The organism is Parabacteroides acidifaciens (assembly GCF_003363715.1).
In the GTDB taxonomy this organism is placed as follows: Bacteria; Bacteroidota; Bacteroidia; order Bacteroidales; family Tannerellaceae; genus Parabacteroides; species Parabacteroides acidifaciens.
Map to the genome: position 1 here is coordinate 41,933 of NZ_QREV01000031.1, position 12,711 is coordinate 54,643.

The 12,711-nt window shown below is 45.7% G+C and carries 9 protein-coding genes; 2 read left to right on the forward strand and 7 right to left on the reverse strand.

From position 1 onward, the window contains the following. Positions 1-4: 4 nt before the first annotated feature. From DWU89_RS13060 to DWU89_RS13080, 5 genes are read right to left on the reverse strand one after another with little or no spacing between them, the layout of a single operon-like run. Positions 5-1,330 carry a DUF4933 domain-containing protein gene (locus DWU89_RS13060; RefSeq protein WP_115500070.1) on the reverse strand — a complete coding sequence of 442 codons (1,326 nt, stop codon included), beginning with the start codon at positions 1,328-1,330 and terminating at the stop codon, positions 5-7. Positions 1,331-1,361: 31 nt separating this feature from the next. Further along, complete coding sequence (locus tag DWU89_RS13065; protein WP_115500071.1) at positions 1,362-2,681, reverse strand: 6-bladed beta-propeller; 1,320 nt, start codon at positions 2,679-2,681, stop codon at positions 1,362-1,364. Between the two features lie 19 nt (positions 2,682-2,700). Further along, positions 2,701-4,011 carry a DUF4933 domain-containing protein gene (locus tag DWU89_RS13070; protein WP_115500072.1) on the reverse strand — a complete coding sequence of 437 codons (1,311 nt, stop codon included), beginning with the start codon at positions 4,009-4,011 and terminating at the stop codon, positions 2,701-2,703. Between the two features lie 6 nt (positions 4,012-4,017). After that, entirely contained in the window at positions 4,018-5,253 is a 1,236-nt protein-coding gene (locus DWU89_RS13075; RefSeq protein WP_115500073.1) for a 6-bladed beta-propeller, read from the reverse strand. A 22-nt stretch (positions 5,254-5,275) separates the two neighbouring features. Then, positions 5,276-6,493 carry a 6-bladed beta-propeller gene (locus DWU89_RS13080; RefSeq protein WP_115500074.1) on the reverse strand — a complete coding sequence of 406 codons (1,218 nt, stop codon included), beginning with the start codon at positions 6,491-6,493 and terminating at the stop codon, positions 5,276-5,278. A gap of 147 nt (positions 6,494-6,640) precedes the next feature. Here DWU89_RS13080 and DWU89_RS13085 point away from each other — a divergent pair, with 147 nt between their 5' ends. Beyond that, positions 6,641-7,642 carry a sensor histidine kinase gene (locus DWU89_RS13085; RefSeq protein ID WP_115500075.1) on the forward strand — a complete coding sequence of 334 codons (1,002 nt, stop codon included), beginning with the start codon at positions 6,641-6,643 and terminating at the stop codon, positions 7,640-7,642. 154 nt (positions 7,643-7,796) lie between these two features. Here DWU89_RS13085 and DWU89_RS13090 read toward each other — a convergent pair whose 3' ends face one another. Further along, positions 7,797-8,012 (reverse strand): hypothetical protein, encoded by a 216-nt coding sequence (locus DWU89_RS13090; protein ID WP_147292116.1) that lies wholly within the window; start codon positions 8,010-8,012, stop codon positions 7,797-7,799. Positions 8,013-8,080: 68 nt separating this feature from the next. Further along, positions 8,081-10,765, reverse strand: coding sequence for a S9 family peptidase (locus tag DWU89_RS13095; protein WP_115500077.1), 2,685 nt, complete (start codon positions 10,763-10,765; stop codon positions 8,081-8,083). A gap of 144 nt (positions 10,766-10,909) precedes the next feature. Between DWU89_RS13095 and DWU89_RS13100 the strand changes: the two genes are divergently transcribed. Next, on the forward strand, positions 10,910-12,460 hold the full coding sequence (locus tag DWU89_RS13100; RefSeq protein WP_115500078.1) for an ATP-binding protein: 1,551 nt from the start codon (positions 10,910-10,912) through the stop codon (positions 12,458-12,460). The last annotated feature ends 251 nt before the right edge of the window (positions 12,461-12,711 follow it).

The following is a 12,711-nucleotide window of genomic DNA, read 5'->3' on the forward strand; positions in this document are numbered from 1 at the left end:
CTGTTCAACGTACGACAATCATCACATAATCCCGTTCGAATACTTTCGGATTGTCCAGCAGCTCGAGCAGCTTTTTCTGCTTCGGCGAACCGTTGCGTTTCACCAACTCGCGCATTTCCGTTACTGTGCGGAGCATATAAAGGCAGTCGTCTGTTTGTCCGTCCGGCCAGAAAGCCAGGCCGCTGTCGTCGAGGTCGTTGGTAAATCCTTTGCCTCCTTTTACCATTTTTGTTGGCAGGAGAACGGTCCGTCCTTCGTCTTTCAGGTAGACCGCTTGATGGGTCAGGGTCGGTTTGTAGGTGTATTCCCAGCCGATCCAGTCGGCAATTATCGGACTTCCTTTCTGGTAAAGGCCTATAAACAGCCCTTTTGGGTTCTCGTAGAATGTTCTCTGCCACATCCGTCCTTCGGGGATTTCTCCTTTATAGTCGGACAGGGCGAGTTTTTTCTCTCCGTAATGGATGGCATATAGCGGTGCGATGGTTTGCGGGTCACGCAATTGGTAGACGGTGTCGCAATAGGGCATCATGAACGTCATCTTGTCCTGTTGTGTATTCCAGTAGAATGTTTGGAAGAATGGAATGTTATCGGTAACCGTGCGCGGGGTCATTTCCCCCTCTTTCAGCCGGAACTTGCAGAGCGTATCGCCCAACAGGTTGAATGTTGTGATGCCATCCGGTTCTCCTGTCTTCTCTCCGTAGCGGCACAGGGTGTAGCCATTGGAGGAAAAGCCTAACAGTTTGTCGTATGTCAGGTTCAGCGAATATTCAGCCGGCAGGTTTTCTGGGAACACGTAGTTGGTGATTGTCAGCATGGTGTCCAGCGGAGGCAGTTCACCGATGCAGGGAGTGCTGTCGGCTCCTGTCAGTCGTGTCTCTTGCGTTTTACCGCTGAGGGCAACATACATGCGGGTTGTTTTCTTGTCGTAAAACAGGGTCTGCCCGTTCATCTCGTTGTTCCATTTATAGGCTAATGCCTTGAAGCCGTATCGTTTGCTTGGAATACCCTGCTTCCGGTAGTAGATACGCGGATTGTTGAAGGTGATAAACGCGTTGCTGTCCGGTATTTCGATCGCTTGGGTGACGGGATAGCGAGCATCGCCAACGGTGTAATATTCGATTTCCGAAGCAATCTGGCTTAATTTCAACTGTTCGGGTTTCTGGAAAGCCTGCTCTATATCCACAATCTTCACTGGCTCGGAACGGTCTACGCGGGCTTCCATCTGAGGAGCGGTCGGGATATGCGGTTTTGCCTCGCCGGTCTGCTGCTTGCATCCGGTGACTGCCAGCAGGGCGGACAGTAGGCTTAATGAAAAGAACTGTTTTTTCATATGAATTTGTATTTGCAGCTAATATAGTGAATTATTTCAGGGTGGCAATAAACAGAACCGGATTATCATCTTCTGCGATCGTACTTAGCACTTGGACGAGTTTGTCACGCGCCGCTTCGTCTTTCACTTTCCCGGTCTTCAGTCCGTCTACGTCGATCTGTTCCAACAGGTCGGAAGGGTTGCATTCGTCAATCCAGTATTTGCCCTGCGATTTGTAGTCGACGGAGAAGTCGCCACCGCCGGAAAGGTCGTTTTGCAATTGGAATTTCTTTCTTAACTCACGAAAGACAAAGTTCGGAGAGCCGGGAAACGGTCTTTCTATGATAGTACTTTCTTTTTTAGCGACTGCAATCTTTCCGCTTTGCTTATCGTACCGGAAGGTGTGGATGAGATTGGACTTTCCTGCGAGGAGATATAAATACTCTTGGGTGTCGAACAGTTCATATACCCATAGAAATTTAAAGAAAGCTGGGTCTTTGATCCATTGATGTGCCATTTCAAAAGAAGGTTGCTCGCCTGAAAGAATTGTATAGTATGGTTCAAACTCTTGGTTGTTTTCGTTGTATTGGTATATGGTGTCTACTCCGGCGTATTTCATGATAAGTTGCTGGTTATAGGTGTCTGTGTCGGTCAGACCTTCCATCCAGTAGTTTTTCCAACCGTAATTAGGGGCACAATTTTGAATAATTTCTTCGTCTTTCCCTGCCAGACTTGGATTATAGAATTTCTTTTGAATATTGAAACAGCTGTCTGTTAATGCAAATGACCATATTTCAGGGTTATTTTCGATAAATAAGATAGGAAGTTCTTGCTGCAGGAAGAAATAATGTTTAAAAGAAAAAATTAGGTTGCTTGGTCCATAAAATGTATTTTCCATTCGGTTCCGGAGACCAACCCTTTTAAAAGAGCCGTCGAAATTATATACTTTGATGCAATTCTTGTCAATTAAGGAATAAAGATATACTTCCTCCTCGGCTTCATTGATCATCATTTGCCAGATCGAAAGGATCTCTTCCGGTCCTTCTCCCTTTTTACCGACTTTGTTTAGGAACTTGCCTTGTCGGTCAAACCGGAATATACCTTCGTTTCGATCAAAAACGAAAATATCATGAGTGGTTACTTCTATGTCTTCAACTCCTCTGATAAAAGATTTATCAGAAGTTTCCAACTGGACAATATCCATCTTTTCCGCCGCTTCGCTCAAAGGCAGGGAAGCAACCGTGTTATTTATATTTCCAGCCAGATCGATACAAAGCGGTTGTCCGTTATCCTCTTTTTCTGAATCCGGATTGTTTTTACTGTTGCAGTTGGCGAACAGGAAAAGGAGTAGGAAGGGAAGAAGTGTTTTCATTATTGTCTGCTATGTCTTTTTATTTGATTACAATCATTACGTTCTGTTTCTCATCCACACCGTCGAGGAATGCTTTCAGCTCTTTCTGTTTGGGCGAGCCTGTCAGTTTGATTTTGGCTTTCAGCTCCTTGGCGGGACGGATCATATAAAGGTAGCCATCTGTTTGTCCATCCGGCCAGAACGGCAGACCGCCGTCCAGATCGTTAGCCAGTCCTCCTGCTTTCACAGGAACGGCGAAGGTTTGTTTGGAAGATTTCAGATAAACGATCTGACGCTCTACATCGGGCATATCCGGCTCGCGTTCTGCATCCAGCCAGCCGCTTTTCGAGCTTTTCCCTTCTTTGTGCGTTTGTATGAAAAGTGCTTTTGCGTTTTCTTCGAGGGCTGTCATCCAGACTTTGTTTTTCCGTTCTTTCCCCTGAATGTTTTCGATTGCCGTCAAACGGGACTTCCCGAAGTCAGTTACATATGCCGGTGCATAAGTGCGTTCGTCCAAGACTCGATAGATCGTGTCGCAGAAAGAGAGGCGGAAGGTGATTTTGTTTTCATGCCGGTAGATTTTGTCAAAGAAAGGAGGGCCATATAAATAGTTGCCGACCTTGACGGTGGGATCTATACCTGCCTGGAATGTGCAGATTGTGTCGCCATCCAGATTGAAGGTGGTAATGCCGTCGTCAATTCCGTCTTTATTTTCTTTTAAAGTTGCATACTGACTGGGTGACAAATAACGGAGAATGGATGCTTTCTGAGGAAGAAAATGATGGCTGGATACAGGCAGTGAATCCGGATACAGATAATAGACTCTTGCCAAGACAGTGTCCAATGGGGGCAGTTCGACTATATAAGGTTCACCGTAACCCGTCTCTTGATTAATCCTTTTCAGATGAGCATACAACTTGGTGGTTGTCTTGTCGAAACAGATTTTCGGCCCGGGAACGCTTATCCAGTTGCCGAACGTCGTTTTCAATCCGACCCGCTTCCGTTTCATCCCTTTGCGGTACAAATATAGCTTGGGTTGGTTCAAGGCAATGAAGCCGTCGTTGGTTGCCACTACATCCGTGATTGGATATTTGTCGTCTCCAACCATAAAGTACTCGATGGTAGAGGCGACTTTACTCAGGCTGACAGGAACGGAATCAGCAATTGCTTTTTCTATGTCGATGCGTGCAGGCGGGACAGACCGGTCGTATTGCGCCGTGTATTTCGGCGGGAGCGGTTGATGAGGTGCAGTCTGTGTTGCTGTTTCCCCTTCATCGTAAGCCTTTTGCTGTTTACATCCTGTTGCCAGCAGAATCGCCGGCAACAGGATTAAAAGTAGTTGTTTATTCATGGAAGACTATTTTTTGAGCTTGGCGATCATGACATAGTTGTTGTCGTTCTCGCCGATCGTGCTTTCAAGGTCCGTGAGTTTTTTACGCATGGCTTCGGAGAGGTCCTGTCTCTTCAAAGCGTTCTCTATATCGGTCAGTAGATTACCCGGTTCGATGCTGCGGACGAAATATCCTTTATTGAAAATGCCATCGGGGCGGCTAATGTCCAGATTGCCGAAATAATCGTTATACAGTTTGAAGTAGGCACCTTTACCGCTTTTCTTATCAATGATATAAGAGAAAGTTTCTCCTGGTGTATAGACTTTTGCGATATCTGTCTTTCGTTCGACGGGAGGTCCAGAGAATTCTCCTGTATAATGATTTGGCCATTCAAAGTAGCCGTGCCAGGGAACGGGGTCGATTGTCGTATGATTGAAAGTAAAGACCGGGTTCAGCTGATTCTTCTCCATATCATATTGATATAGGGAATCCACCCGTGGTGGAAACATGAGATATAAGCAGTAATTGAATGCGTCTGGAAGAGTAGAACTGTACATGAGTTCCTGATTGAAGGTATCGTGCTCTGCTTTCAGATGTCCCGGAGCTATTTCTTTCAGATGTTTACCTGTCATATCTTGTATCCATACGACTGCCGGTGTATCTTTCCAGGGAAGCGTTGCAACGGTGATGGTCTCTTTGACTGGATCGACATAGAATCTTGCTTTTGGGCAACGGCTACCGAGTGGAATCGGCTCTAAAGCTTTTCCTTGCATGTCGAAAACCAACAGTTTGTCGCTTTGCCAGGGCATTAGGTAAATGCGCTGGTTCAGTTCGTCGATCTGGGCGTCACTGACGGCCTGATATTCACCCGGACCTTGACCGGCTGCCCCTACGGTAGTAAGGAAAGTCCCTTTCCTGTCGAAGAGCTTGAACGCCGTTGGTGGATATCCACTGTGTGCCAGGAGATAATTATCAGAGACTGTTATTGCGGTTTGTCCGACTATAGCTTCGTCCCGGTCATCCAGTTTTACGATTTCCAGTTCTTCAGCGAAGTAACTGAGTGGAATACTTACTGTATCGACCAATAGTTTCTGCTCGCATGACAAGACTTGATTATCTCCGACCTGTACGAACTGGCCGACTACCGGAGAGTTTGCCAATGGATCTTCTTCTTTTGCAGACTGTTCTTGGGTCCCTGTTCCGCAAGACATAGCCATTGTTGTAATAAACAAGCCTCCTAATAGCTTCGTTGTTGTGTCCATAATGCTTGGTTTATAGATTATACTATTTTTTGAGCTTGGCGATCATGATATAGTTGTTGTCGTTCTCGCCGATCGTGCTCTGCAAATCGGTCAGCTTTTTGCGCATTTCGGGAGAAAGATCTTTTTTGAGTACATTCTCGATATCTGTCAACAGGTTACCGGGTTCGATGTTACGAACGTAGTAACCATTGGAGAACGCCATGCTGGGCCAACCGATTTCCAGATTACCGAAAAAGTCGTTATAGAGAGTGAAGAAAGAACCTTTTCCTGTTTTCTTATCGATAATATAATGATAATCTTTTCCGTTTGTCCAATTGCCAGGTGAGACTTCTATAGGAGGTTCCGAAAAGTCACCTGTGAAATGATACGGCCATTCGCTGTAACCGTGCCAAGGTATTTTATCCGTATTGGCAAAGTTGAGAGTAAAAGTAGGCTGTAACCGTCCGTTATCAGTGTCGTATCGGTAAAGCGAATCTATGCGGGTTGGGACAATACATAAAATATTTACATCAAAGACATTGGGGATGTTGAAAGACGCTGTGACTTCATTACTGAAATCTTGTGGCGCTTCCAGATGGCCTGTTTCGATATAGCTGAGCCTGTTCCCTTTCATGTCTTGTGTCCAGGCAACAGCCGGTAATCCTTTGAACGGTAGCACTACTACCGATACTTTCCCATTAGGAGTGTCTACTCTGAATTTGGATTTCGGACAGCGGAGGCAGAGCGGGATCGGGTCTAAAACATTTCCTTTCAGGTCGTACGCTAAAAGTTGTGTGCTATTCCATTGCATGATGTAGATACGATCGTTGGCTTCGTCCAATTGGGCGTCGTATACCATTTGATATTCTCCCGGTCCTTGTCCGATTGCACCTATATTCGTCAGGAAGTTTCCTTCTTTGTCGAATAGTTTGAACGGATTAGGATTACGGCCGTGCACCAGGATATAGTTGTCGGAAACCGTTACTGCGTTTTGGCCGACTAAGGCTTCATCCCGATTATCCAACTTTATTAAATCCATGCTTTCGGTGAAATAACTCAACGGAATATGCACGGTGTCTGACAGAAGCTTCTGATCGCATGACAAGACTTTATCACTACCCATTTGTACATATTGCCCGACTACCGGAGAATTGGCGAGAGGATCTTTTGCATTCACGGAATGGTTCTGTCCACCTGTTCCGCAGGAAACAGCTGTAGCTGTGATGAGCAAGCTGCCTAAAAGTTTAGTTGTTGTGTTCATAACAACTTTGATTAGATTGTGTGATACAAATAACGCAATTTAATTTATTAAAAACAAGTCTATTACTACATATTCGTAAATAAACGTGCAATTCGTATGCGTTATTGCTGTTTTGCAGATGTGCGGTAAATAGTCTATCTTTGTTCCATGTACAGTCGCGGGTTATATGCAAAGATTGTGGGGAGTGTAGTATTGATTGTGCTTTTATCCCTGATCGGCTCCTGGTTGTTAATAACTCAGCTGTCATATACTTTATCTTTTGTATGTCTGCTGCTTATCCTGTTGATAACTCTGTTTGTTATCCGGTTGACAAGCCATTTCAACCGGAAATTATCCGTCTTCTTTGAAGCGATGCGGAATGAAGATTCGACACAACATTTCCCGGCTGAATCCAATGATCCTTTCTTAAGAACCCTGTATGCCGATATGAATCGTATCATGCAGCAACTCGGCGAGAAACATATTGAGATTGAGGAGAAAAGCCTTTACTATGAGAGTATTCTCCGGGTGTTGACACACGAGATCCGTAACTCCATTACTCCGATCGCTTCCCTTTCAGCGGATTTGCTGAAACATGCGGATCACACTGATATTGCACAGCAGCGCGAAGGACTTGAAGTTATCAACAGCCAGGCGAAGAACCTGACGGCTTTTCTTGATTCTTATCATCGCCTGACGCACTTGCCGGAACCGGAATGCAAGGTGATTTCCGTGCCGGAGCTGTTCTCCAAATTGGAACGGTTGCTTCAGGCGGAGCCGGGAAGCGGACGTATTGTGTATTCCATCGGCAGGGAAAATAAATCCATGGGCAAGGATTTGGAATTACATGGCGATCCGAATCTGATTACGCTTGCTTTAATCAATTTAATCCGGAATGCCTTGCAAGCAGTAGAAGGGCAGGCGGATGGCATTGTGAAGGTTGAGGCTTGTACAGGACTGTCCGGGAATCCTCTTATAACAATAACAGACAACGGTCCGGGCATTCCTGCCGAACGGTTGTCTGTCATCTTTACACCTTTCTTCTCCACCAAATCCGGAGGGAGCGGTATCGGTTTGCCTATCTCCCAGCGCATTATGCATCTCCATGGCGGCCAACTCTCTGTCTCGTCCATCCCGAATGTACGGACGATGTTCAGGATGGAGTTTTAGAAGATCGTTTGTTTTATCTTATCAATAATTTCAATGAAATAGCTATTTTTTACACGGCCACAAACCTTAACAACATCCCGTTCCGTATATCCACCAATTAATTGACAGATAACATAACTTTGTTTTGATAGAGGCTTACTTAGCATCTCGTCTTTTAAAGGATAAGTATATATTTTTCCATATGTTTTGCCATAGAGCGTTTGGAGTTCTCAAAAAACAATTTTGTTTCCTCTTCCATGTTTAATGATTCTTCTTTTTCTTTGGAAGTATGGATTTTCCACCCCATTTTCTCGGCAAGGTATTTGAATATGGATATCTCTGATTCGGGGATATCAATGTACATACTTAATGTGTCACCAGTTGCTTTCATTTCTAATCATGTCTATATATGCAAAGATATAAATATTTATCAATCAAGCATTGATAATAGGCAAAAGATTAATATCCCAACTCAAAATCCCTGTCTACCGCCGGAACGCCTTCGCTCATCCATTTGGGCATTGGGGCGCCTTGCAGGTAATGGTCGAAGAACTGGAACATGCGTTTCTGGAAGTCCAAACGGTTTGCCAGGCGTGAAGGCCAGTGAGGTTCGCCGGTGTAGTTGAGCAACCAGGCGGTTTTCTGCAGGCGTTTGAGGGCGATGAAAAACTCGATTCCCTGATACCAGGGCACATGTCCGTCGGCATCGTTGTGCATGATCAGGATCGGAGTCGTCACTTTGTTCATATTGAAAAGGGGAGAGTTCTCAATGTATTGCAACGGCATTTCCCAGATATTGCCACCGATGCGGCTCTGTCCGTGTTCGTATTGCATGGAACGGTTCAGGCCGGAGCCCCAGCGGATGCCGCCGTAAGCACTTAGCATATTGACAACCGGGGCGCCTGATTCGATTGCAGCAAACAGGTTGGTGCGGGTTGCCAGGTAAGCGACCTGATAACCTCCCCAGCTATGTCCTTGTGCGCCGATTGCCTTTTCGTTTACATATCCTTTCGCGATCAGGGCTGTGATACCCGGCATTACACAGTTGTAACAGCTTTCTCCCGGGTAGCCGTCGGTAAAGCGTACATCCGGATTGAAGATGATAAAGCCGTGGCTCAGGTAGAACGGATAATCGATCGTGGAACGTCCGGGACTCGGCATATGATAGCTGTACAAGGTGTTTGCATTGCGTTCGTAGAAATTCACGATTACCGGATACTTCTTGTTCGGGTCGAAATCGGCAGGTTTATAAATAACACCTTCCAACGGACGCCCGTCGAGTGAGATCCAAGAGGTCAGCTCGGCTGTTCCCCAGATAATGGAATCCTGTTGGCTGATACCGTCTGTCAGCTGAATGGATTTCTTGAAGCTAAGGTCGGATAAGCGGATATCCGGATATTGTTCGTATGTCTCTTGTGTATAGATGACGGCATCTGCATTTTTAGCTTTTGACAAAGCCGCCAGTTTGAAGTTGCCGGCAAGCAATGCTTTAGGAGCTATCGGTTTGTTCAGCCGGGCGGTGTAATATCCGAAGCCTTTGGTACTTTCGTTGAATCCGGTGAGATATTGCGCTTCGTTCAGATTATACGATCTTTTCTCTTTGTCCAGCTGGATCAGCGAATAGGTGATTTGCTCTTTCCGTCCGTTGACAGTCAGGTTTACCGGAGAAGAAGAACCTGCCGGATCGAACTTCCAGATGTCGTAGCGGTCTTTAATCAGGATCGCCTGGTCGTCGTTTGTCCAACCTGCAATTCCGTAGGGAGAAGGATAATCGGGAACGTCGTTGTCTTCATCCCAGGCAACGAATGTCTGCGGAGTAGTCAGGCGGTATTCTTTTCCGTCTGCCATGGAACGGGTGTACCAGGAACTATCTTGTTCACAGTACCAATAGGTGTATTTCCCTTTTGGAGAGAAGCGCATGTAGGAAGGAGCCTTTTCTTTGATCTGCCGGCGTTCTCCCGTTTCCAGGTTGACGGTATAAATGTCGTGGAACTGCCTGGCTGTCCACATACTTTGTGTTCCGTACGGCTCTGTCGTGGAGAGGAGAGCCAGTGCCGCATTTCCCTCATCGGCGGTCTGCAGGGTGGGAAGTGCTTCGGTTGCAAGCTGGAAAAGACGTTGGTTGCCGAGGTTGTAGACTGCCGTGTAGGAACGTTTCAGGTCGGAAACCTTGTTGAAGGATTGCTGGGTGTACTGCACCTTTTCGTCCCAGCTCCAGACTTGTACGTCCGGACGGTTCTCTGCTAAAACAGTCGTGTCTTTTTGTCTGGGTTCCGGTGACGTACCAAAGAACAGGCGATTGGCATCTTCAGAGAAATAAACCCTGCCGTTTTCGCTGATTACCCATGAAGCCGGAAATGCCTCATTCCCCCGTTCCGCAATCAGCTTGCCGGGAGCGTTACCGACAGACAGATACAGGCTGCTGTGTGTGGCGGCCGAGTCTTTGTCCGCACAGTACAGATAAGCCAACTTGCTGCCATCCTCATTGAATGCAATCTTCTTGAATACGCCTTTCCCGCCGGAAATCCGGTTATTGCCTTTCTGGGGGATAAAGGTGTATAGGACGGAATCGGAGACGACGTATAAGACATTTCCTTTCTTCGCGAACCCGAAGTCGCTTACAGCCGGGAACGAATCCTTTTGCATTCCGCTGAGCGAGCGGATGTAAAGCGTGGAGTCTTTTTTACTTCCGCGCTGGTATGCCAGCCAATCGGCTGTCTCCGACAGTTTGTATGATTTGAGCGAATCGATCGTTTCCTCTTCGCCTGCCAGCCGGGAGATGACAAGACTGTTCATCGGCATTTTATCTTTATCGGTTTTCTTCAGTTTTGCAGCCTCCACTTCTTCCAGTGGAGGTGTCTTTGTTACCAGCAGGTATTCGGATGAAGAGCTGAACTCTGCTTTTGCCGCAGGTTTGAATGTCGCTTTCTCTTCGCCTTTGTCGTTGTATAACAAGATTGTGGCATCTCCCCGCCAGGGTTCCATTTTGCAGTAAACCCATTTGCCGTTGTCGGAGATACTTTGTTCGGATATGCGTTCCCATCCGACCATCTCGTCGAATGTCATGGCTCTCTTTTCCTGGGCTTGTACCGATAAGCTGGAAGCCAGTAATAAGAGGCTGATTAAATGTATAGAATTACCCATTTCTTTATTGAATTGTTTCAGTATGCAATATTACTCTTTTTTCCGGAAAGGAAACGGGCACATCTTCAAAAGTATTCTTTAAAAATGCCGAAAGTAGAGAGGAAATCAGTAACTTTGTGTATTGTTATTCTAAAGCAGAAAGATATGAGCAATAAAATCTATCCAATCGGCATCCAGAACTTTGAGAAGATTCGTAAAGGTGGTTATTTCTATGTAGACAAAACCGCCTTGATCTATCAATTGGCTAAGACGGGCAGTTATTACTTCCTGAGCCGTCCGCGCCGTTTCGGCAAAAGTTTGCTCATCTCGACTCTCGAAGCATACTTCCAGGGAAAGAAGGAATTGTTTGAAGGATTGGCAATGGAACAGCTTGAAAAAGATTGGATCAAACATCCGGTCCTGCATATTGACCTGAATATAGAGAAATATGATCGGCCGGAAAGTCTGGATAATATGCTGGAAAAAATATTGTCCGATTGGGAAAGCCTTTACGGTGCAAACCCGTCCGAACGTTCTTTCTCGTTGCGTTTCGCCGGAATCATCGAGCGGGCCTGCAAACAGACAGGCCAACGTGTCGTGATCCTCGTGGATGAATATGACAAACCGATGTTGCAGGCCATTGGCAATGAAGAGTTACAACAAGCATTCCGCAACACACTGAAACCCTTTTATGGAGCCTTGAAAACCATGGACGGCTGTATCCAGTTCGCTATGTTGACGGGAGTGACCAAGTTTGGAAAGGTAAGCGTATTCAGTGACCTGAATAATCTGGAGGATATCTCGATGTGGAATGATTATGTTGGGATATGCGGTATTAGCGAGTGTGAAATCCATGAAAACCTGGAATCCGAGCTTCATGAATTTGCTGTTGCACAGGAAATAACATATGATAAACTTTGTGCTGAATTAAAGGAATGTTATGACGGATATCACTTCACTCATAATTCTATCGGTATTTATAATCCGTTTAGCCTGCTTAGCGCTTTCAAACGCAAGGAGTTTGGCAGTTACTGGTTTGAAACAGGCACGCCGACCTATTTGGTGAAGTTATTGAAAAGGCACCATTATAGTCTGGAACGGATGGCGCATGAGGAAACCGATACCCAAGTGCTGAACAGTATCGATTCCGAATCAACCAATCCTATTCCTGTGATTTATCAAAGCGGTTATCTTACGATTAAAGGCTATGATAAAGAGTTTGGCGTATATCACTTGGGTTTCCCTAATCGAGAAGTGGAAGAAGGATTTATTCGCTTTCTTGTTCCCTTTTACACAAGCCTGGATAAGGTGGAATCTCCGTTTGAGATCCAGAGATTTGTCCGTGAAGTGCGTGCCGGTGATTACAACTCTTTTTTCCGCCGTCTGCAAAGTTTCTTTGCAGATACTACTTATGAACTCATCCGTGAGCAAGAGTTACATTATGAGAATGTGCTTTTTATCGTCTTCAAACTGGTCGGCTTCTACACGAATGTAGAATACCACACCAGTGAAGGGCGCATAGACCTGGTCTTGCAGACAGACAAGTTTATTTACGTCATGGAGTTTAAACTGGACGGCACGGCTGAAGAGGCTTTGCAACACATCAATGACAAACATTACGCCCTTCCTTTTGAGGCTGACGAACGTAAACTGTTTAAGATAGGCATCAACTTCAGTGCAAAAACAAGGAATATAGAGAAGTGGGTGGTGGAATAGAAATATAATCCGCTGCATGCTGAATTGTTTCAGGAAAAAACGTACTTCCGTTCTTCACGTTAGCAGGCTGATCCCTGAAAACAATAGAGCAAGCAGCTTCTTATACATAGTAACTATCCTATTTCTCCAGCTCTTCCGTGATCATCTCTTTCATCTTCTCGGCTCCCATGAAACCGGCTCACCCGATATTTCTTGGGGGTAGCTCTTTTACAGGATCACCCCGGAAAGTTGTGGAGAAAGCAAAAAATAAT